Source organism: Vibrio sp. 070316B (genome assembly GCF_013114115.1).
GTDB lineage: Bacteria > Pseudomonadota > Gammaproteobacteria > Enterobacterales > Vibrionaceae > Vibrio > Vibrio chagasii_B.
In genome coordinates, this window is record NZ_VTYC01000003.1 from 133,848 (window position 1) to 155,997 (window position 22,150).

Genomic DNA, 22,150 nt, shown 5'->3' on the forward strand with positions numbered 1-22,150 from the left:
TCTTCAATCTCGAAAGTAAAGAGCGTTATAATTAAATGCTTAGTGACACTTTCAAACGGAAATGGTGAACTCTATCTCATCGCTTATTCAAACCGATCAATCCTATCGTTTTTTGCTCTATGTCGAGCAAAACTACTCATTTGCTATCCTTCGCCCATTTTATAATTACGCGAAGCAACTTGGCCATGACGTAAAGTGGTTGCTCGTTGGTGAGGATGCTTCTGAACATCTTTTATTAGATCAAGAGCAGCGCGTGTCTTTGACAGAAGCTGTCGCCTATAATCCTTGTGCTGTCTTAGTACCCGGAGATCGCGTTCCTGCTTTCATTCCAGGGTTGAAGGTGCAAGTGTTTCACGGTTTGAATGAGAGTAAACGAGGGAACTTATATCCTGAGCGTGGTCTATTTGATTTGTATTGCACAGAAGGCCATGAAAGAAGCAACTCATTGGAACCATTAGCTAAGCAGCGCGGCTACTTTCAAGTCAAAGAGACTGGCTGGTTGAAGCTAGATAGCTTGTTAAATTACCAAACCAGTGACAAGCATTTTGAAAGACCTCAAATTCTATTCGCTTCCACTTTTTCGCCAAGTTTATCCTGTGCTGAATTGGTTTATGAAGAGCTTAAGCGCCTAAGCAAACTGAGCCAGTGGCAATGGTTAGTCACATTGCATCCTAAAATGAAGCAAGAGACACGAGAAAAATACCAGGCGTTGGAAGGGGACAACCTTCTGTTCTTCGACAATGATCGAGTGATTGAAATGCAGCATCGTGCTGATGTGATGGTATGTGACAACTCATCGATCTTTCAGGAATTTTTGTTGCTTAATAAGCCGGTTGTTACGGTAAATAACCGAGACCCTCAAGCGAGTTTCATCAATATTACCCAAGCAGAGCAGTTAGAATCCGCAATTCAACAAGCGATGCTACCGGATGAAGCAAGAGACAAAGCCATCGCTAATTATGGTCCGTCAATAACGCCATATTTGGACGGGCAATCCTCAGCGAGAGTTCTGAGTGCTATTACGGATGTGCTAGAAAGCGGTTGGCAGGATAAAAAACCAAAAAATTGGATTCGTAACTTTAAAATCCGTAAATCTTTAAACTATTGGAAATTCTAGGGCTGAATAATGAGAAAACATACCCTGTCTGTCATTGTTATTACCAAGAATGAAGAAGACCGAATTGAAACTTGCCTTAAATCTGTGGTTGATATTGCCGATGAGCTAATTGTGTTAGACAGCGGTTCAACGGACGCAACCGTTGAGATATGCCAAAAATATACAGACAACGTGACCATCACCGATTGGCCGGGCTTTGGTAAGCAAAAGCAACGAGCGCTAGATAAAGCGACATGTGATTGGGTGTTATCAATCGATGCAGATGAAGCTTTAGACCCTGAAATGAGCAAGGCTCTTGTTGAATTATTAAAACAAGATCAAATCAAACATACTGCTTACAAACTTCCTTGGGGAGTGACGCTCTATGGAACAACACTTAAGCATGGCCGCAGTGCTCGTGCTGTGTTGAGGCTCTTCAAAAGAGAAGGTTCTAGATATACGTTGGATGAAGTGCACGAAACTGTTGTACCGGAACAAGGAACGACGGGTATCCTGAAAGGCTACTTGCTCCACTATACTCACCGAGATTATGGGCACGGCTTAGATAAAGCGGCGCAATATGCTTGGCTTGGTTCTCAAAAATATCACCGTAAAGGTAAGAAATCACACGGCTTATTTCTTGCTCTACTACGAGCGATGTGGACGTTTTTCCTTGTGTACATTATCCGTCGTGGTTTTATGGATGGCAGTGTCGGTTTCATTATGGCTATGACTTACGCTCAGGTGAATTTCAATAAATATGTTGGTTTGTGGATTCTTGAAAATCGCTCAGAAGACAGTTCAACAGACCAAGCTAAATAGGGACCGATAGATGAAGATTTTAGTTTGTGCATCTTACTTACATGCATGGAACAGTTTGCGTCCAGAAGCTGCGATTTTTATCGAGCTAGCTCGTCAAGGGCATCAAGTGACGATCATGACTCAGGGAGAATCTGAGCACGTATCGAAGCTAGAAGAGCACGGCATCCGAGTTGTTGATGGCTATCCTAAACGTAAAATTTGTTTTGATACCATTAAAAAGATCCGTCATGAGTTAAAAACGCACAATTACGATATCTGCTATGCTTTTAACTCTAAGACAATACCCAATGCAGCTTTTGCGTGTATTGGCTTTGACGTTAAGTTGGTTGTTTATCGAGGTACTACTGGCGGGCTGTATCGACATGACCCAAGTGCTTACCTAACTCAGCTCCATCCTCGCGTGGATGGTATTGTGTGTGTGTCTGAAGCAGTACGACAGGATGTAGTGAAGCGTGTTTGGAAGAACAAAGATAACGTTGTTACCATATACAAAGGGCATGAATTGGATTGGTACAAGGTACCACCAACTGAGCGCTCTGAATTTGGTTTGAGTGAAGAGGATGTTGTTGCGATTACTGCAGCGCACGTCAGGCCAAGCAAAGGTATTTCCGTTTTGCTTGAAGCGACCAAATACATTTCGGCACCCAACTTCCATCTGATCTTAGCGGGTAGTGGTTATGAGCCTCACTTTGATGAGATGAAAGCGAGCCCTATGAGTGAGCGAATTCATTACATAGGTCACCGAACCGATATCCCTTCAATTATGTGTATGGCAGACTTTCAAGTTCAACCATCGATCAGCGGAGAAGGGCTACCACGCACGATTGTCGAAGCAATGGCAAATGGCACAACTTCAGTAGTGACGACCACCGGTGGTGCTCCTGAACTCGTTGTAGATGGCGAAACGGGTTATATTGTCCCTACGGGAGACGCTAAAGCGTTGGGCGAGTCTATGGACAAGCTCGCACAAGACAAGGCCAAGTGCACAGCCATGAGTGAAGCGGCTAAGAAGCGCTTAGATGAAAGCTTTAGTTCACGAGTAACAGTGAAAAAGCACCTGGAATTTTTTGAGAAGTTGCTTCAGCAGTAATATAGAGTGAAGAGGGCTATTTAGCCCTCTTTGTTCATAAAGAACTCGGCTAGCTCAAAGTCTAATGGTTGGTCAATATCAAAAGAAACTCGATTTTCCATAACGTAGGCGAAGGATTCATCTGTGTATCTAATTTCGCCGTACTCCATAAACCTTCGAACATCAAAGATGTAAATAGCCCCATTGAATCGGAAAAAATCACCGCAATCTTGAGATCGTTTTAATGCTTCTGGGCGAATAAAGTCTCCCATTGTGCCATCTTCAGGGAGCGTGTTAGCCCAAAGCGGTGGGTGCTCACATGGTGTAACGGAAACTACAGAGAAAGCCTGCTTTTCAATGAACAGATCCAATGCTTCATCGATATGCTGAGCTGTTCGCAACGGAGATGTTGGTTGAAGCAGTACAATTATATCTATGTCACTACCAAATTTTTCTAACGTATAAGTTAAAACGCTTTGCGTCGTAGCAGTATCTGATGCTAGGTAGTCAGGTCTTAGCTCCGGAACATTGACACCAAATAGGGAAACTACATCTACAATCTCTTGGTCATCAGTGCTAACGAATATTTTGTCGATAAATTTACTGTTTTGAGCTGCATCAATTGACCACCCAATCAGTGGTTTTCCAGCTAGAGGCAGTACATTTTTTCTTGGAAGTCGTTTACTACCACCACGAGCGGGAATAAGTGCTAAGACCTTTTTTCCATTAATCATTAGAACATCCCTAAACTGTGAATATCAGCTTGTGCGCGATTAAAATCATCCATACGACCAATATCAAGCCAATATTCATGAATAGGAAACATTAGGATATTGTTTCTTTGTTCCATGTGCTGTTCTAGCAAAGTCGGCATATCAATTTTGTGACTCTGGGGAACCGAGTTAATCACTTCTGGAGAAACCACATATATACCAGCATTAACAAAGAAACGTTGAATTGGTTTTTCAACCATACTCGTTATTTTGTTTCCTTCTCCATTGATCACACCATAAGGGATTTGATAATCGTACTCTCGCACACACATTGTTGCGTCGGCTTGATTTTCATTATGGAAATCAAGTAGGCGTTGAAAGTCCACCTTAGTCAGTACATCACCATTCATCATTATGAGCGGTAACCCTTTCGGTAAATCATCGGGTAGAAGTCCCAGCGCCCCTCCTGTACCGAGTGGTTCATCTTCATGAACATAAGTAATGTTCACGCCAAGCTCTGTACCATCACCAAAGTAATTTTCAATTTGCTCAGGCATGTAATGGGTTGAAATATAAAAGTTTTGAAATCCGGCTTTGATAAAGTTATGTATCAATGTTTCTAGAATAGGCTTACCACCAACCTTTAGCATAGGTTTCGGACAACTATCTGTTAAAGGTTTAAGGCGAGTGCCAAAACCTCCAGCCATAATGAACACCGGGTTTTGATAGTTAGGCTTATTAACTAAGGCACGATGCAAGGTTTCTAAGCCAACTAATCTGCCATCGTCTACGATTGGAATAAACAGAATATCAAGCTTGTTCATTTGCTCAATCAAGTACTCTCTTGAGCTCTCTGAATTCGCGGTCATTGGTGAACAGTTCATTACATCCGCTACAGGAGCTTCGAGGTTTTTTCCTGATAAAAGCCCTCGACGAATATCTCCATCAGTTACCACACCTAATAATGCTTGAGAGGAGTCAACGACTAATGCACCACGCAGTGCTTCTGAGTCTATAATTTGTAGCGCATCTTTTAGTGTTGCTGCCGGTGATAAGATGGCTTGTTTCCAACTATTAATCATTTTCAATCAACTTAGTTTCTTGATTTTGTTTAGCGAAAGTAACAATCTGAGAGCCTATGTCTTTAACAATAGTGCTCCCTGCTCCTACAATACAGCCTTTGCCTAGCTCAATGCCCTGGATCACCGTTGAACCTGCTCCCACATACACACAGCAGTGAGTTTTAACTTGCCCACAAAGTGTTGCTCGAGGAGCAATGTGGTTATGCTGGCCGATGGTGCAATCATGTTCAATGAGTGCTGCAGTATTAATGATGCTGTGAGCTCCTACCTCAGCGCCGGCCTGGACGACTGCTTGATGAAGAACTTGAGATCCTTCAGCTAGTGACGCAAAATTTGAAACATGAGCAGTTGATGCTATAACGGTCTCAAATCGATAGCCTAGCTGGCTAAAATAGAGTCCAACTTTTTCTCGTAGTGAAGATTTTGGCATCATGCCGATACCATTTACCAACAGAACATCATTTGGTGAGTACTTCGTTATATCTGTGTCTTCTAAGAGTTGTGTAAGTCCCACGAAAACACTACGTTGAGTTATGTCATCTGGGCTAATAACTGCAATAATCTCTCGTCCTTTCTCCAGCAAAATATCGGTTAACACGCTAGCATGCCCACCTCCACCAATCATTACAATAGGAAGATTCACCTCATCACTCAATGATCAGCTCTCCTGTTTTGTATCCCTTGGTTGCTTTAGTGCCAAGAAGTTCCCAATAACGGTAAGGGGACAAACCAATACCTGGACGCTTAATTGTGAGGTTAGATTCTGTTAATTCTTCACCCTCTTTAATATCCATTGCTGCTACTAAGCTTTTTCGCGCTACGGATTTGTTTTTCATTTCAGATACTGTAGGAGTTTTTACGCTAGAGCCTAATGCAATCTCAATCTGACGGATGGCTTTTACCATTGCCTCTAGCTCTTGTGGCTCTAGAGAAGCTTTATGGTCTGGACCTTCCATGTTTTTATCTAATGTAAAATGCTTCTCTATGAGAACAGCACCACGGGCAACAGCCGCAATTGGTATCGTTATTCCTTCACTGTGGTCCGAATAGCCTGCCGCCAAGTCAAATGTTCGCCCTAGCGTATCCATTGCTCTTAGGTTGATTTCTTCCATTGGAGCAGGATATTCTGTCGTACAATGAAGAATTGTTACTTTCTCTTTTAGCGCTTTTTGACCAGCTTCTGATGCATAAGCTTCTTGGAAACCTAGCATCGAAGGTTCTGCTTTTTCATCTGCCGTATATCCGTAAGCAATCACTCCAAGAGCTGTCTCAATTTCGGAAATTGTTGCCATACCTGTTGATACAATAAGATCGCAACCGGTACGAGCATGAGCCAATACAAGAGGAGCGTTCGTTAATTCACCGGAAGGCAACTTCAAGCGCGTTAAACCAAGATCATTGACTAAGAAATCTAAACTTTCAAAATCGAAAGCTGTTGATAGAAACTCAATACCAAGGGACTCACAGTATTTGACGAGATCATGGTGGGTGTCGTACGACAGTTCTAAACGGCTTAACATCGCTAACTGAGACTCTTGCTTTTGAGTATTTGCTACTTGATATTCAGCTTGCTTAGCCTCTTCGGTAACTAGGTTTTTTGCTTTAAAAGTTTGGAACTTTACTATATCCGCTCCGGCTTTGTGAGCAGCGTCGACCAAAGAAAACGCTAGTTCTTCTTGGCCGTTATGGTTTACACCCGCTTCAGCAATAATCAAAGTCATTATTGTCTCACTCTACTTTCTTGTTTAAGTCAGGTTCAATGTTTACATCATAAAAAGACTTACAAGGATCAAAATCCAATCCTTTAATCATCTCTATGACTTGCTTGCTACTATCACCTTGCCCGTAGGGGTTAGCAATATTTTCATCTTCAGCTTTATACTTTCGGCTCACAGCGAGGCCAATCGCGCTACTGATGGATTCTTTCGTAGCTGTGGTGTTTAAAACACTTTTTGCGGCCAAGCGCCCCTTTTGTCTAGCCCCTATGTTCACTGTAGGGACATCAAAAGCTGGTACTTCAATAATACCACTCGACGAATTACCAATAACTGCAGCCGCATGCTTTACCGAGCTCAGATAACGCACTTGCCCTAGTGATGGGATTGCAAAGACACGTTTTGGTTGACTTGCTGCATAATCTTCTAGCATTGGGATAATGCGTCGACCACCGTCATCTGCGTTAGGGTAAGTCAATATAACTTGATGATCAGGGTATTCTTCCAATGCGTCTAAAAGCGATTGAAAGCTTTCCTCTGGAGATTCGTTACCCAGAGTAACAGGGTGATAAGTCACGACAAAATAAGGTTTTGTGAGTTCAAAACTTAGTGATTCACTCAACTCAGAAACCGTCATAAAAGACGCTCGGTTTAGGTGGTCTAAGCCAATTGCACCAATATTTCTGACACGTGCTGGTGATTCACCAAGTTGAATCACTCGGTTTCGGTATTCGTCTGTCGATGTACCATGTAGGTAACTCAACTTGGTAATCGCATGGCGAATTGCATCGTCATAAGCACCTTCTGTTATTTCACCACCATGAAGATGAATTATCGGAATACGAAGTATCATAGCCGTTTGCGCTGCAGCGAGCGCTTCAAAGCGATCCCCAAGAATGACAAGAACATCTGGCGCTAGTCGCGACAAGGCATCGGCAAACCCCAATACACCCAGCCCCATACTTTTCGCTGTACCTACAGCGGAATCAGAAGACAACAAAATCTCTATTTTCTCATCGATATTGAAGCCATCTTTTTCAATTTGTTTGTAAGTATCACCGAATTCCGGTGATAGGTGCATACCAGAAACAAGCAATTGAAGTGTTAGGTCAGGATCGCTTTGTATGTCCTTTAAAAGCCAAAAGAGCAGACCATACTCTGCTCTTGTACCAGTAAAGACCGCAACCTTTTTATGTGTCTGAGTCATGTATGTATTAAACCTACTTAGCCTTTGATTTCCACTGGGGTACTTGGAAGATTGATTAGGTGCGCCTCAATAAACTCTGAGTAAGTTAGGTCACCACGTATTGCATTCTCAAACATAGGTAATCTGTGCATGAGCTGCCAAATTGGTCGAGTCATTACGCCTGAACCATTTGTGCCTTTAAGTACCTCTTCGCGACTTTCTTTATCCGGACAAATGATTGCATTTAACCAATAGTTTGACTGCGCATATTCAGGTTCAGTGACAAACTTGATGTCTGAACCTTTAAAAAAGTCATTGTAACCTTCAGCAAGCACTCTCTTTTGTTTTAGGTACTGCTCGATAACTTCCATCTGAGCACACCCTAGAGCTGCATTCAGGTTTGGCATACGATAGTTGAAACCAGGTTCATCATGGAAGAACTCATACGGATGAGGAACTTTTGCTGTCGTCGTGACATGCTTAGTACGCGCACCTAATTCTTGAGTCTTACATAACACCATGCCACCACCGCCTGTAGTGATGATCTTATTGCCATTGAAGCTGACAGCACCAAAATCACCAATAGTACCGGTGTGTTTGCCCTTGTAGAACGAGCCTAGGCTTTCTGCGGCATCTTCAACCAACGTGATGTTCCATTTCAAGCAAACGGCAACCAGTTCATCAAGCTCTACAGGGTGACCAAACGTGTGCATTGGTATAACGGCTTTGATTCTTCTGCCTGTTTTTTTATGAATACACCCCGCGTCTGTGACTTCAGCATTCTCTTCTAAAAATGCATCCACAGCCTTAGGGCACAACCCTAAACTCACTGGAGATACATCCAGAAAAATAGGCTCAGCCCCCATATGATAAAGAGCATTGCAGGTTGCAACAAAAGTCAAAGCTTGCGTGACGACCAAGTCGCCTCTTTGAACATCAGCCATGTACAATGCAGCATGCAATGCTGCTGTGCCATTTACTGTCGCTACAGCTTTAGCCGTACCAGTGTAAGCTTCAATTTTTCTCTCAAAATCATCAACAAATTTACCGACGCTAGAAACAAATGTACTTTCAATTGTTTCCATTACGTACGCTTTTTCGTTGCCATCGAATGTCGGTGCATGTAAGGGAATAAATTCGTCTGTTTTGTAAGTATCTCTCACAAATTCAACAATAGATGTCGCTTTCATTGAATGCTCCACTTACATCTTGCTATCGAGGTATTTACCCGTTTCTTTGTGCCCAAAATCAGGGATCATGGTAAAGAACAGTTTCACAATCTGCTCTTTAGTCCAAGCTCGCTCACCTTTCATCTCAGAGATGCTGCTTTCAAACAAAGTAAGAAGCTCTTGCTCATAAAGAGGTTCATTTTTGATGATGCCCAGATTTTCGAATCGAGACATATCCAGCTCTTCTTTATCTGTAAAAAACTCTTCGAAGTCTTTTTCACCCGTAGTATCACTTGCAGTAAACAAACATGGCCACTTGCCCTGCTCTGGAAGCGTATGTGCAAGTTGGCGAGCTTCTTCTTCTGTTTCACATAGGTGAGGTTCAAAACCAAGTAGCTCTAGGTATTTCACCGCGATATCTGCAAACGAAATAAGATGTAGAGCTTCACTCAGTTTCGGGAAGAAAATGTCACGGTTTTCGCCAAAGATACAAGACATTAAACATAGCTCTCCCGACTCTTGAGGAGTAACAAAGTAACGCTTGATGTCGTTTGGGGCCACGATAGGTTGGCGCTTTTGGATACGTTGGTTAAATCCGTGAAGTAACGAACCATCAGAGAATGCCACATTTGCAAATCGAGCCGTTGAGATTGCCATTTGCTCGCTTTTACGCATCAGGAACATTTCCATAATACGTTTGGATGCTCCCATCATATTGACTGGGTTTGCAGCTTTATCTGTTGAAACACAGAAATACTTTTTCGCGCCAGCATCAATAGACTGCTGGATCGTTTTGTCAGTATTAAAAACATTCACATCGATCATGCGCATCAGTGTGTAAGGATCTTTTTCACTTCTAACATGCTTAAGCGCAGAGAGGTTCAATACATAATCGAACTTACCATCAGCTTTGATGAATGCATCGTACTCTAGAGAACCAATGTCCAAAGCAAATGTTTGGAAGTCACCATCAATGTAACCAAATGAACTACGGATATCTCGAACAAGCTCTACCATATTGTTTTCACTAATATCGACAACATGTAGCTTCTTAGGGTTACGTTTGAAGATTTCCTTGGTAACAGCTTGACCAATAGAGCCTGCACCCCCTAATACAAGAAAGCGAGACTGTGAAACAACGTCCGATAGCTTTTCTTGATGTCGTTTTATATCAGAATTGAAGAGGGCCTCTGTTCGGCCGATCAAAGATAAAGCGTTAGTCATGGCATTACTCTATATGTTGAACTGGATTAGATAACTAATTTACGCATTGTACTAAAATTATAATTCAAATTTTTGCAAAACTTGATTAATTCTAAAGTCTAGTTCTTTGGGATTTTCTTCAAAGCTGGCGATTGTATTGATAGCTTCGGATACTTCTTCTTGTTTTAATATTTGAAAAACATCACAGTACTCCTCTAGTCCCATGCCCACTGACGAAAACAAAGACACAATACCCATCTTTTGATTCGACATCATAAGAAATAGCTCAACTGGAAGTTTGGGAGGCAGTTGTTCAACGCCCTCAAAGAGTTTGTTGTAATCGTCTTTTGGCTCAGAAGGGTGGAGCTTTAAAACAACATTATAGCCAGCATTGATTGCCTGTTTATAAATGTCCTGATAGACCTTTTTGACAAAGTTGATATCTTTGAATCGTAGAGCGTTTTCTTTAGATGTGGGCTGAGTAGCAAGAATGATCGTTCTTTTTCTATTTGTGTAATTATCGACTTGGAATAGTTCTGATACTACCTCAACAGCGTGTCCTGATTTTGATAGAGTAAGTTTTTTTACTTTGTCTTTTACTTTTGAGGGTGATTTCTCAGGTGAAAGAAGGTGAATTTCTAGACACTCTTTTTTTTCGCCCATGGTCATTGTCTTTGAAGGGTAGCCCTTAAACCGTCTAAATGTTTTTTTTACTGGACTATGAACAGGAATTTCAATGTAGTTCCTCATTCCATCTTCAATCATTTTATATGTTGGAACCAACAACCTAAATAATCTAGACATTTTATTGTCATCATTGAAAACAAAAAGTTCATAGCTACCTAAATCTGGAAGTGTATTTTTTTTATAATCATTAATATAGGAAGTCAAAGAACTCTTTAAAAAATTAGGGATACGCAATCCGAGCATGGAGGATTTTATTATAAATTTACCAATTAGACCCTTTCGCTTTATTTCGGATGTTAGCTCATCTCTACTAGCCAATATAATGTTAATGTTACTTGGTAGGTTAGATGTATTTATAAGTGTAGAAGGAATATTTTGGTAGTCATTAAACAATGTAATGGTTGATTTTTTATTTGACTTAACAGCATGAAAAACACTTAGCATAACATGCCTTACCGTAGAGCAAATATAAAGATTTGAATTTCCATCTATCATGATTTACCTCGATAAGACTGTATTAACTTGACTGTGTAAGAGTATTTTAACCACGTAAAGCTCATTGTTTTTTAATGCTAATTTTGAATTTTATGTTATGTAGGTGACGTTGGATAGTTTCGTTTAAATTGAACCACTCACGCTTACATTTCTTGAATAAACTTCTGGTGCTTGTGCGTTTTTCATATCCGATATCAGAATCAAACTTTGGGTCATTCGTTAAACAGGGTACTGCAGAGCCGTAGCACTCGACTTCGTTTTGCCAGAATCGATCCATATAAATATCGACAGCCATATACCACTCTTTTGAATGTTCGAGGAACTTTTTAGCTCCTGAAGGTCTTAAGAAATAGGCTGTTGCACTCATATGTCCTTTAGTGAACTTATGAATGCTTGTAGATCTAGCTTTGAACACTTCATAAGAGTCATACTTACGGCGCTTATTTTTGAATAATCGAATGCACCCTATAGTATCTGGAATATCTGGGATATCTTGTATGAAATTTAAAAAATCCTCTTTAAATAAAAGAGCATCGTCTTCAATTATTATTATTGGTTTATTAATTTCTACACATTTCTCCCATAGAAGAAAATGACTCGCATAACAACCTAACTGCCCAGCACTTAGTGTTTTTGCTCGGTATGTTTGGCTTAAGTCATCATTGTAACGACTTAGTAGTGGGTGAGAAGGGGATACCCTTCCATCGATAGCAGAGAATAGTTCAAAAGGAAGAGATAAATCATTCAATTGATTGCAAATATTCTCCTTTCTCTCGGTGGAAGATTCTAAGTTTATGACAAAGATTTTAGTCATTGGTAACCCTCTTATACCTTGATAATATAGGAAACAAAATTAATAAATATACTATTAAAGGTTGCGGATGATTAAGTGGGACATCAGACATAGATGCTACAAAAATCACGGTAAAAACCCCCCAAACTATCATTTTTTCACGTTTTGATAAGTGATTGCTAATTGATATTGGGTATATCATAACTAAAGATAAAATAATAAAACCAATAATACCTGATTTTATTAACTTATCTAGGAATTGGTTATGATAATGCGTGGGATTAAAGTTATATAATGAATAAGGAGCCTCACCTCGACTATAAAGCTGTTTTACTTTTAATTGATGGTAATCACCATTTCCAAAAAATAAATTATCTTTTACTAACTTTGGTGCAACTAACCACATTTGAAGTCTTAGCCCAATAGAGTTATTAAACTCTCCAGATTCAATTTGACTTATTTCAAATTTCGTTTTTTTTACAGTTTCAATTATGCTGCCTTTAAGTAATACTAGAGAGCCAAAAGACACTATAGAAAATAATATTAGTATCCGGATTGTTAGTCTCACTGCTTCCTTTTTAGTATCCTTAATATGAATCGCCGATATGATTAAAAGAGATAAAGCAAGAGCAAGCCATACACCTCTAGATTCACTTGTGATCAGAGGATAAGAGACTATAAGTAAAGTAAATACACATACCAGCTTTTCTTTAATATTAGAGCTCGATAATATAATTGAATATGCCGTAGAAGCAATTAATGCGCATATGGTAGCGTATGGGATTGGGTTTATATATCCAGTAAATCTATGGTAGCCTATTAAAAAATGGTAATTAAAACTATTAAAAAATAGTGTCAAGCTGCCTATAAGCAATAGATATGCAAGGAGCTTCTTATTGGTGTCCATTATAGGACAAGCAGCTAGAAATATGGAACTAGCTATTAACATTCTCATTTCTCGAGAGCTTGCTCCGTGGGTGTAGTAACTAAAAATAGTATATAAAGCAGCTACTATTAAAATGTATAAATAAGGGCGGAATAGTTGTTCTTTAATTTCTATTTTGTTCACCTTGGAGTAGGCTAAACTAGCCAAAGCACCGATGACTAAAAATATTGCCATTTTTTTATCTCCACTTGGAATAATTAGCATTCCTGAAAAAGCAAATAAATAAGGAGATAGCATTAATAGTTGTAGGATATTGTTACGAATAGTCATGTTATGAATACGGGTTTAAAGTACTTTCAGGACGAGTCTTAAGTAGTCTTAAGATCCACATATATTGCTCAGGATTTTTGCTCACGTAATCTTCAATGCATTGATTCATCATACGTGCATCCTGTTCTTCGCTTCCTGTTGGAAATGGCAAAGCGGGGTAGAAGTCCAGAGTGTATTGGCCAGTGTTGCTATCGTATTGAGCGAATAGTGGAACAATTTTAGCCTTGCTCAGTTTAGATAATCGACCAAGGCCTGAAATAGTTGCTTTTTGTGTAGCAAAAAAATTAACGAAGACGCTGTGCTCGCGACCAAGATCCTCATCTGGGAGATAATAACCTAGGTAACCATCTCGTACAGACTTGATGAAAGGTTTTATACCGCCGCTACGGTCATAAACTCGACCGCCGTATTGTACGCGCTGTCGATGCATCAGCCAGTCACTGAGTTTGTTTTTCTGAGCTTTTGCCATCGCCGATACAGGTAAATTGCGTGAAGCTAATAATACCGCTGGGATATCGATAGCCCATGTGTGTGGCACCAGCAAGATAACATTCTCGCCATTGTCTGTAATATCAGTCAAATTACTCAGGCCGTTTATCGACGTATTACTCTCTAACCAATCTTTGCTTTTAAGGGTTAGGGATGCAAAGCCCATCAAAAATGAGATGGATGTAACGTATGACTTATAAAGGACTTCTTCGCGCTCTTCCATTGACTGCTCAGGAAAACACATCTCAAGGTTTACACGCGCTCGACGGTTGGCTTTATTCTTTATTTTTACGGCTTGTTTAGCCATAAATTTAGCCATAGCTAAACGAATACTATTAGGAAAAAAGCTAACTAACGAAGATAGTAGTACTGCGATCCAGGTGCCCCAGTATTTAGGCGCGAGAAAGCCCCATTCAAACTCAGGGTTGTATGCTTTGGGGTCAAAGTCATTGCGTTGTGTGGTCATTAATACACTATTACATTTTTTATTAGGGAAACAGGGAAACGAGCTAAAAGCTCGCTACTCAGGAAATGATTATATTTATTATCCGTTAACAAGCTTCATATATTCAGCAACACCGTCGGCGACCGATTTAAACTCAATATCACAACCTGTACTGCGTAGTTTAGTTAAGTCAGCTTGGGTGAACTCTTGATAAGCGCCTTTTAAGTGCTCTGGGAATGGGATGGTTTCAACTTCTCCCTTGCCATGATGTTTGATTACCGCTTTTGCCACTTCTTCAAATGACTCTGCATTGCCGGTGCCTAGATTAAAAATGCCAGAAACGCCATTCTCTAAGAACCAGAGGTTAACGGCTGTTACATCACCAACATAAACAAAATCACGCTTAAAGGTTTCGCTGCCTGCAAACAGTTTTGGATTCTCACCAGCGTTCATTTGGTTGTTCAGGTGGAAGGCTACGGATGCCATGCTGCCTTTGTGTTGTTCGCGCGGTCCATAAACATTGAAATATCTAAAGCCTACGATTTGCGAAAGTGTCTCGTTGTGCGCTGCTGCATCAGCCGTTAAGCGACGAACGTAGTTGTCAAATTGTTGTTTTGAGTAGCCATATACGTTCAATGCACCTTCGTATTCGCGCTCTTCAATGAAAGTATCAGTTTCACCATATGTTGCAGCGGAAGAGGCATATAGGAACGGAATTTCACGTTCTACACAGTAATGAAGCAGTTCTTTTGAGTACTCATAGTTGTTAAGCATCATGTACTTGCCATCCCACTCAGTGGTTGCAGAGCATGCTCCTTCGTGGAAGATCGCTTCAATATGACCGAAGTCATCGCCAGCCATCACTTGAGTTAGGAAGTCATCACGATCCATGTAATCTGTGATGTCTAAGTCGACAAGGTTCTTAAATTTCTTACCGTCTTTTAAGTTGTCGACGACTAGAATATCGTTGTGGCCCGCTTCGTTAAGCGCCTTAACAATATTGCTGCCAATCATGCCAGCACCACCGGTTACGATAATCATAATTCTCTAACTCTTTTGAATACAAAACTACCACGAGTATAGCAAGGAATAGATAAGGCGGGCTAGTGGAATAATTCCCCAACCGGAGTATGATATGGCAAGCTAAGTTATAAATTTTGTTGAGTTAATTGCTCAAAACTATAGGTATTATCATGAAGATTGCAGTAGCCGGTACAGGGTATGTAGGTCTCTCAAATGCGATGTTGTTAGCTCAGCAGCATGAAGTGATCGCAGTGGATATAATCGATGAAAAAGTGACGATGCTTAACAACAAGCAGTCGCCTATTGTTGATGCTGAAATAGAACACTTCCTGGCAAATAAAGTACTGAACTTCAGGGCAACGACCGATAAATCAGTGTATGAAGGTGCCGAGTTTGTCATCATTGCAACGCCTACCGATTATGATCCTAAAAACAACTACTTTGACACCAGCTCCGTCGAGTCTGTTATCAAAGATGTGATGGCAGTAAATCCTAAAGCTGTGATGGTCATCAAATCAACGGTTCCTGTTGGCTATACTGAACGGATCAAACAAGAACTGAACTGTGAAAATATCATCTTCTCCCCTGAGTTTTTGCGCGAAGGTAAAGCGTTGTACGATAATTTGAACCCTTCTCGAATTATCGTTGGTGAATGCTCTGAGCGAGCGAAAGTGTTTGCAGACCTTCTGGTCGAAGGCGCTGAAAAAGAGAATATCGATGTTTTGTTCACCAACTCTACGGAAGCTGAAGCAGTAAAACTTTTCTCTAATACATACCTAGCAATGCGTGTTGCATATTTCAATGAACTTGATTCTTACGCGGAAGCGCATGGCTTGGATTCTCGCCAGATCATTGAGGGTGTGGGCTTAGATCCTAGAATTGGCAATCACTACAACAATCCTTCGTTTGGTTATGGTGGCTATTGTCTACCGAAAGATACCAAACAGCTATTAGCTAACTACCAAGATGTACCAAACAACATTGTTGGTGCTATTGTTGATGCTAACCGCACCCGCAAAGATTTTATTGCGGATTCAATCATCAAGCGCTCTCCGAAAATAGTCGGCATTTATCGCTTGATCATGAAGGCTGGCTCGGACAACTTCCGTGCTTCGTCAATTCAAGGGATTATGAAGCGCTTGAAAGCTAAGGGTATCGAAGTTGTTGTGTTTGAACCGGTACTAAAAGAAGAGCACTTCTTTAATTCGAAAGTCTATTCTGACCTTGAGGAATTCAAAGCGGTGTCCGATGTGATTGTTTCTAACAGAATGGTAGAAGAGATTGCAGATGTGGCAGACAAGGTTTACACACGAGATCTGTTTGGTAGTGATTGATTTGGTTCTATTTTAGCTAGTGCTAATTAGACCAGATGTTAACAGCTCGATCTATCTGTTTAGTGGCGATATACTAAACCACTAAACGGATAGGGATACTAATAAATAATGAAAACACGTGACAAGATTGTTTACGCTGCTTTAGAGCTTTTTAACGAGCATGGTGAGCGTAGTATTACGACGAATCATATTGCTGACCACATCGAGATCAGCCCTGGTAACCTCTACTACCACTTTCGTAACAAGCAAGAAATTGTCCGTGATATCTTTACCCTCTACTCTACTGAATTGCTTGAAAGGTTTACTCCCATCCAAGGTCAGAAAGAGAGCCTCACGCTATTAAAACACTATTTAGATTCCATATTTACTCTGATGTGGAAGTACCGTTTTTTCTACGCAAACCTTCCTGAAATCTTGTCTCGTGACGAGCAACTTCACCTCGATTACATGGCTGTGCAAGAAAGACTTCAAACTAATCTTGTCGATATTATGAAGGCTTTTGTTGACTTGAACTTGCTGAAAGCGAACGATTCAGAGATGAAGTCGATGGTGACTTCTCTTCACCTGATCGCATCGGGTTGGTTAGCGTATCAGTCTGCGATGTCTCCAAAAGCCCAAATAACTGAGCAAGTTGTGCACCAAGGTATGCTGCAGATGATCGCGACCGTTAAGCCGATTGCGACCGCGCAAGGTTTTGAACAGCTGACATTATTAGAAGATGGTGTAAGGGCGTTGAACTCTAAATAGAAAGATGTGAGTAAGCGAGATACGGGTAAACGAAGAGCGGGAAAGAGCAGATTTGAGTTACGGGATACGAGTAAACGAAAAGCAGGAGAGCGACGACTAGGTTGCTTTTTTCATGTCACGTTTTGCTCTAACCTTGTATCGGCTCTCATGATTTTTATCTCGATGACTTGAACTCCGTATCTGTTTTTAAGCTCTTCGTTTCTCGATTACTCGAATCCCGCGACTTCTCTTGAGCTCTTCGTATCTCGGTTGCTCGAATCCCGTATCTGCTTCTACCTAACCAACCAACTCTTTGGATTCTGAGCTTGGCTGTTTCTGCGAATCTCAAAGTACAGTGATGGGCGGGTTTGACCGCCAGTGTCACCAGCAAGGGCAATGGCTTCGCCAGCTTTCACTTTATCGCCTTCTTTCTTGAGTAGTGCTTGGTTAAAGCCATAGAGCGTCATGTCACCTTTGCCGTGATCAAGAAGGATTACTAAGCCATAACCACGTAGATACTCAGCAAAAACAACGGTGCCTGAGTAAACCGATTTAACCTGTTGACCATATTTGGCATTAATCACCATACCTTTCCAGTTAACTTGCCCGGTTTGACGTGAGCCGTAGTTATGCAGAACTTTTCCTTTGATTGGCCAAGGTAGTTTTCCTTTACGCTTTGCTAAGCCATCCATAGGCACTGCGTTACGTCTTTCTCTAGCGGCTTTCTCTGCTTTGGCGATCTCCGCTTTGAGGCGGGTCTCATTACGCTGCAGTTCGGCTAAGTAATTTTTATCACCTGAGATGTTCTTCTTAATACTGCCAACGGTTTTCTTACGCTGCGTTTGAGTCTGAGCTAACTTGTCGCGTTTTGTTGTCTGTTGTTTTAACAGAGTTGCGATCTGCTCTTGTTCAAGTTGGCGCTGTTTATGGCTTTCTTCTAATTCCAGTTGTGTTTGTTCAATAGTTTTAATTGTTGCAGAACGGGCTTTAGCAAGATGTTGGTAGTAATGGCTGATGCGATCTTCTTCGACACCCGTGTTGAGAATGTGAGATGAGGCTTTGGCGCGACTTGTCATGTAATAAGTTTGAATCAGTTGTTCCAACTTATCGGTATGGACTTTTTTTTGAGCAGTAAGGACTTTGATCTTGGCATCTAAGCTAGCAATATTCGCATTCGCCGTATTAAGCTGCTTTTTACTATCTTGGATAGCTTTTTCGAGCGCAGCTATAGAGAGCTCTTGTTTCTTTAGGCTTGCTTGTAGACTATCGAGCTTCTTTTGCTGTGAAGAGAGGGCTTTTTGCTGGCGAGTGATCTCGCTAGACACACCCTTTAATTCACCTTGAGATGCGGCAAATGACGATATTGATAAAAGCGCAGCACTTAGGCTGGCTGATATAAGAAGAGTTCGGCTGATAGCTCGAATATGTTTCATCATTATCGTCATTTAGTTGTATTCATCTGCTCGTAATTTTTAGAATTTCGCTGAATCGAATCTACATCTGCTTTTAAGCTCTTCGTATCTCGGTTACTCGAATCCCGCATCTGCTCTTAAGCTTTTCGTATCTCGATTACTCGTATCCCGTTACTGCTGTTTTATATCCCATCACCATGGATAAAGCTTTGTGATCGACCATTGAACCCTTGGTCCATATCTAGAGAAGGTTTATCTGTCTTTGGCTTACCAACAATCTTAGCGGGTACACCAGCGACCGTAGTATGTGGTGGTACAGCTTGTAGTACCACAGAACAAGAGCCAATTTTAGCGCCTTCACCCACTTCAATATTGCCGAGTATTTTCGCACCAGCACCAATCATCACGCCTTCACGGATTTTAGGGTGACGATCACCGCCTTCTTTACCGGTACCGCCGAGAGTAACATCTTGAAGGATGGATACGTCGTTTTCGACCACCGCCGTTTCACCGATAACAATACCCGTCGCGTGATCGAGCATGATAGCTTTGCCGATACGTGCTGCAGGGTGGATATCCACTTGGCATGCGACTGAAATCTGGTTCTGTAGGTAAGTGGCAAGTGCAATACGCCCTTGTTTCCATAACCAGTTCGCCACGCGATAACCTTGCAGTGCGTGATAGCCTTTAAGGTAGAGCAATGGCATAGAGTACATTTCTACAGCCGGATCTCGAGTAACTGTCGCGCAGATATCACAAGCGGCTGCATCAATGATCGAGTCATCTTCTTCAAAGGCTTGTTCAACAACTTCACGCACTGCCATCGCAGGCATTGAGGCTGTCTTTAACTTGTTAGCAAGAATGTAACTGAGTGCGGCCCCTAGGCTTTCATGGTTGATAATCGTGGCATGGTAAAAACTTGCAAGCATAGGTTCCTGCTCAGACTGCTGTCGAGCTTCTTTTACAATGCATTGCCAAACTTTTTGTTGTTCACAGTGTTTCATTTTTCCATCCATTCTTTATCAGGGGCTGATGCGATGGCGAGATGAGAGTTTCTAAGAGCTACAAGAACAGAAGCGAGTAACCGAGATTCGAGTAACGAAAAGTAGCCGTCATTAAGAAGCTCAATTTGCTCTTGCTCTCTTCGTATCTCGTTTACCCGAATCTCGTATCTGCTTTTACTCTTTTCGCATCCCGCATCTGCTCTTTTATCTTTCTGACTTCTTATCTCTAGCAAGTAGATCTTGCGCAGCTAAGTGTGCGTCTTTTCCTTGATACAACACTTGATAAATTTGTTCAACAATTGGCATCTCAACACCCATGCGTTCTGATAGTAACCAAACTTCTTTAGTGTTGCGATAACCTTCTACCACCTGACCAATTTCTTCTTGGGCGGTATCAACATCTTTACCGGAACCTAACGCTAAACCAAAGCGACGGTTACGCGATTGGTTGTCGGTACATGTCAGTACTAGGTCACCAAGTCCCGCCATACCCATAAAGGTCTCAGGTTGTGCACCAAGAGCTGCACCCAATCGACTCATCTCAGCTAAGCCACGGGTAATCAACGCTGTACGTGCGTTGGCACCGAAGCCAATACCATCTGACATACCAGCCCCAATCGCGATAACGTTTTTAACCGCACCACCAAGCTGCATACCAATGAAATCTGAGTTTGCGTATACGCGGAATGTCTTGCCACAGTGAATCTTTTCTTGTAGTTCTTCTAAGAAAGTCTCATCCGGTGAGGCGACTGAAATTGCTGTCGGCATACCCATCGCAAGTTCTTTGGCGAAAGTAGGGCCAGATAGAACCGCTAGCGAGTAATGGTCACCAAGCACATCATGTGCGACATCTTTAAGTAGTCGGCCAGTCTCTGGTTCCAATCCTTTTGTAGCCCAGCAAATACGAGAATTCGCTGACAAATGAGGCTTTAAACTATTCAAAACGATACCAAATACATGGCTAGGAACGACGATTAGGAGATCACGACTGGCCGTCACTGCTTTCTCAAGGTCTGACTCGATGATCAGGCTTTCTGGAAAGTCGATATTAGGGAGAAACTCATTATTCGCGCGCTCTGAGTCAAGACGTTCCATGTGGATAGGGTCGTGACCCCAAAGAACAACGTTTGCACCGTTACGCGCTAGAGATATGGCTAAAGAGGTTCCGTAAGAACCAGCACCAATGACTGTCATGGCGATTTCTTTGCCGTAAGCGTTTGTCGTGTTAGTTGTGTCTGTCATGCTTCCACCTAAAAATAATGAGGGAAATCGAAGAGTTCTGGAAAAGCTTCCTAATAATCAGAAGGCTCTCTACTTTAGTACAGTGTAAAGAAAAAATGCACACCGCAGAAGTTGCGATGTGCATTTAAAAGTTAACTAACGTTTAAATCGTTAGAATTAAATTCTACTTTGAGAATTAAGCCTGTTCGCCTTCAGCTTGTTGAGCTTGGTTCTGTAGGTAGTTCATGAACAAAGCATCGAAGTTTACAGGTGCTAGGTTCAGTTGTGGGAACGTACCTTTAACCACTAGGCTAGAGATTGTTTCACGAGCGTATGGGAATAGGATGTTCGGGCAGAATGCGCCTAGGCAATGTGCTAGTTGACCAGCTTCCATTTCGCTTGCAGAGAAGATACCACCTTGTTGAACTTCACAAAGGAATGCTGTGTCATCTGCGTTCTTAACTGTTACCGTCAGGCGTAGGATTACTTCGTAAACACCTTGGCCAAGTTCGCGGCTTTGAGTGTCTAGGTCCAGTTTTACATCTGGGTTCCACTCTTTTTGAAACATGTCTGGAGAGTTTGGCGCTTCGAAAGATACGTCTTTTAGGAAAATACGTTGGATTGCGAAGTTCTGTTGTGCGTCTTGTTGTGCTGCTTCAGCCATTTTCTTGTCCTTAAAAATTTAAATTAGACTTTGTTTACCATATCAGTCGAACAAAGCCTGAAAGTCATATTGGTTTAACTCGGTCAGCTTACTTCTTGCCTTGAACTATTTCTTGCCTTTAACCAAAGGAAGGTTAGCTTCGCTCCAAGCCACTAAGCCGCTTTTCAGCACGCTTACGTTTTCGAAACCTGCTTTAACCAGCAAGTTAGCGCTTTCTTGAGCGGTTTGACCTGTCTTGCATACTACGATGATTGGGTCAGCTTTACGGCTTTCAAGGCTACCAAAGCTATTTGATTTGATGTCTGACGGTAAAATGTGAAGTGCGTCAGTAATATGGCCCTTTTTGAACTCATCTTTAGTACGAATATCAACCACAACACCGTTCTCACGGTTAATAAGCTGTGTAGTTTGTGCTGCAGTGATCTCGTTGTACGCTGCATTAGATGTTTTGATAACGTTCGCAATGATGGCAACAACCAAGCCGATCCATACGATGGCTAAAATCATATTCTCTTGAACAAATGGAACTAACTCTTGCATGCCTTGAACTCTTATTCGTTATTGGGCGGAAAATTATAGGGTAGGA

At 41.5% G+C, this 22,150-nt stretch carries 22 protein-coding genes; 5 read left to right on the forward strand and 17 right to left on the reverse strand.

Annotation, left to right across the window (positions count from 1 at the left end):
- Positions 1 to 85: 85 nt before the first annotated feature.
- Genes F0251_RS04575 through F0251_RS04585 form a run of 3 tightly spaced genes read left to right on the forward strand, consistent with a single transcriptional unit; the run spans position 86 to position 3,008 of the window.
- On the forward strand, positions 86 to 1,117 hold the full coding sequence (locus tag F0251_RS04575) for a UDP-N-acetylglucosamine 2-epimerase (protein WP_171730494.1): 1,032 nt from the start codon (positions 86 to 88) through the stop codon (positions 1,115 to 1,117).
- A 9-nt stretch (positions 1,118 to 1,126) separates the two neighbouring features.
- The gene (locus tag F0251_RS04580) at positions 1,127 to 1,918 is read left to right on the forward strand and encodes a glycosyltransferase family 2 protein (protein WP_171730419.1); all 792 of its coding nucleotides are present in this window, start codon (positions 1,127 to 1,129) and stop codon (positions 1,916 to 1,918) included.
- A 10-nt stretch (positions 1,919 to 1,928) separates the two neighbouring features.
- Positions 1,929 to 3,008, forward strand: coding sequence for a glycosyltransferase family 4 protein (locus tag F0251_RS04585; protein WP_171730420.1), 1,080 nt, complete (start codon positions 1,929 to 1,931; stop codon positions 3,006 to 3,008).
- A gap of 20 nt (positions 3,009 to 3,028) precedes the next feature.
- Here the strand turns inward: F0251_RS04585 and F0251_RS04590 are convergent, their stop codons facing one another.
- The 12 genes from F0251_RS04590 to rfaD form a co-directional block, all read right to left on the reverse strand.
- Complete coding sequence (locus tag F0251_RS04590; RefSeq protein ID WP_171730421.1) at positions 3,029 to 3,721, reverse strand: acylneuraminate cytidylyltransferase family protein; 693 nt, start codon at positions 3,719 to 3,721, stop codon at positions 3,029 to 3,031.
- Positions 3,721 to 4,782 carry a nucleotidyltransferase family protein gene (locus F0251_RS04595; protein ID WP_171730495.1) on the reverse strand — a complete coding sequence of 354 codons (1,062 nt, stop codon included), beginning with the start codon at positions 4,780 to 4,782 and terminating at the stop codon, positions 3,721 to 3,723. Before F0251_RS04595 ends, F0251_RS04590 begins: the two co-directional genes overlap by 1 nt.
- Positions 4,775 to 5,407 carry an acetyltransferase gene (locus F0251_RS04600; RefSeq protein ID WP_128162732.1) on the reverse strand — a complete coding sequence of 211 codons (633 nt, stop codon included), beginning with the start codon at positions 5,405 to 5,407 and terminating at the stop codon, positions 4,775 to 4,777. Before F0251_RS04600 ends, F0251_RS04595 begins: the two co-directional genes overlap by 8 nt.
- A 22-nt stretch (positions 5,408 to 5,429) precedes the next feature.
- Positions 5,430 to 6,503 carry an N-acetylneuraminate synthase gene (gene neuB, locus F0251_RS04605; protein ID WP_171730422.1) on the reverse strand — a complete coding sequence of 358 codons (1,074 nt, stop codon included), beginning with the start codon at positions 6,501 to 6,503 and terminating at the stop codon, positions 5,430 to 5,432.
- A gap of 7 nt (positions 6,504 to 6,510) precedes the next feature.
- Positions 6,511 to 7,704 carry a UDP-N-acetylglucosamine 2-epimerase gene (neuC, locus tag F0251_RS04610; RefSeq protein WP_171730423.1) on the reverse strand — a complete coding sequence of 398 codons (1,194 nt, stop codon included), beginning with the start codon at positions 7,702 to 7,704 and terminating at the stop codon, positions 6,511 to 6,513.
- A gap of 17 nt (positions 7,705 to 7,721) precedes the next feature.
- Complete coding sequence (locus F0251_RS04615) at positions 7,722 to 8,873, reverse strand: LegC family aminotransferase (protein WP_171730424.1); 1,152 nt, start codon at positions 8,871 to 8,873, stop codon at positions 7,722 to 7,724.
- 12 nt (positions 8,874 to 8,885) lie between these two features.
- The gene (locus F0251_RS04620; RefSeq protein WP_171730425.1) at positions 8,886 to 10,076 is read right to left on the reverse strand and encodes a UDP-N-acetylglucosamine 4,6-dehydratase; all 1,191 of its coding nucleotides are present in this window, start codon (positions 10,074 to 10,076) and stop codon (positions 8,886 to 8,888) included.
- 57 nt (positions 10,077 to 10,133) lie between these two features.
- Positions 10,134 to 11,237 carry a glycosyltransferase family 52 gene (locus tag F0251_RS04625; RefSeq protein ID WP_171730426.1) on the reverse strand — a complete coding sequence of 368 codons (1,104 nt, stop codon included), beginning with the start codon at positions 11,235 to 11,237 and terminating at the stop codon, positions 10,134 to 10,136.
- A gap of 61 nt (positions 11,238 to 11,298) precedes the next feature.
- Complete coding sequence (locus tag F0251_RS04630) at positions 11,299 to 12,051, reverse strand: glycosyltransferase family 25 protein (RefSeq protein WP_171730427.1); 753 nt, start codon at positions 12,049 to 12,051, stop codon at positions 11,299 to 11,301.
- Positions 12,044 to 13,246, reverse strand: a complete 1,203-nt coding sequence (locus F0251_RS04635; RefSeq protein ID WP_171730428.1) for an O-antigen ligase — start codon at positions 13,244 to 13,246, stop codon at positions 12,044 to 12,046. The genes F0251_RS04630 and F0251_RS04635 overlap by 8 nt, the downstream gene beginning before the upstream one ends.
- 1 nt (position 13,247) lies before the next feature.
- On the reverse strand, positions 13,248 to 14,201 hold the full coding sequence (lpxM, locus tag F0251_RS04640) for a lauroyl-Kdo(2)-lipid IV(A) myristoyltransferase (RefSeq protein ID WP_171730429.1): 954 nt from the start codon (positions 14,199 to 14,201) through the stop codon (positions 13,248 to 13,250).
- 78 nt (positions 14,202 to 14,279) lie between these two features.
- The gene (gene rfaD, locus F0251_RS04645) at positions 14,280 to 15,221 is read right to left on the reverse strand and encodes an ADP-glyceromanno-heptose 6-epimerase (protein ID WP_171730430.1); all 942 of its coding nucleotides are present in this window, start codon (positions 15,219 to 15,221) and stop codon (positions 14,280 to 14,282) included.
- A gap of 152 nt (positions 15,222 to 15,373) precedes the next feature.
- Between rfaD and F0251_RS04650 the strand changes: the two genes are divergently transcribed.
- Together F0251_RS04650 and F0251_RS04655 are read left to right on the forward strand one after the other, a co-directional pair.
- Positions 15,374 to 16,537: a nucleotide sugar dehydrogenase gene (locus F0251_RS04650; RefSeq protein ID WP_171730431.1), complete on the forward strand. Its 1,164-nt coding sequence runs from the start codon at positions 15,374 to 15,376 to the stop codon at positions 16,535 to 16,537.
- A gap of 108 nt (positions 16,538 to 16,645) precedes the next feature.
- Entirely contained in the window at positions 16,646 to 17,284 is a 639-nt protein-coding gene (locus tag F0251_RS04655; RefSeq protein WP_171730432.1) for a TetR/AcrR family transcriptional regulator, read from the forward strand.
- A gap of 272 nt (positions 17,285 to 17,556) precedes the next feature.
- Here the strand turns inward: F0251_RS04655 and F0251_RS04660 are convergent, their stop codons facing one another.
- The 5 genes from F0251_RS04660 to F0251_RS04680 all read right to left on the reverse strand — a co-directional run bounded on the left by F0251_RS04660 (position 17,557) and on the right by F0251_RS04680 (position 22,104).
- Entirely contained in the window at positions 17,557 to 18,708 is a 1,152-nt protein-coding gene (locus F0251_RS04660; RefSeq protein WP_171730433.1) for a murein hydrolase activator EnvC, read from the reverse strand.
- A 149-nt stretch (positions 18,709 to 18,857) separates the two neighbouring features.
- The gene (cysE, locus tag F0251_RS04665) at positions 18,858 to 19,679 is read right to left on the reverse strand and encodes a serine O-acetyltransferase (protein ID WP_102424919.1); all 822 of its coding nucleotides are present in this window, start codon (positions 19,677 to 19,679) and stop codon (positions 18,858 to 18,860) included.
- A 204-nt stretch (positions 19,680 to 19,883) separates the two neighbouring features.
- Positions 19,884 to 20,921 (reverse strand): NAD(P)H-dependent glycerol-3-phosphate dehydrogenase, encoded by a 1,038-nt coding sequence (gpsA, locus tag F0251_RS04670; RefSeq protein ID WP_171730434.1) that lies wholly within the window; start codon positions 20,919 to 20,921, stop codon positions 19,884 to 19,886.
- Between the two features lie 175 nt (positions 20,922 to 21,096).
- Complete coding sequence (gene secB, locus F0251_RS04675) at positions 21,097 to 21,564, reverse strand: protein-export chaperone SecB (protein WP_004741403.1); 468 nt, start codon at positions 21,562 to 21,564, stop codon at positions 21,097 to 21,099.
- 105 nt (positions 21,565 to 21,669) lie between these two features.
- Positions 21,670 to 22,104, reverse strand: a complete 435-nt coding sequence (locus F0251_RS04680; RefSeq protein WP_171730435.1) for a rhodanese-like domain-containing protein — start codon at positions 22,102 to 22,104, stop codon at positions 21,670 to 21,672.
- Between the last annotated feature and the right edge of the window lie 46 nt (positions 22,105 to 22,150).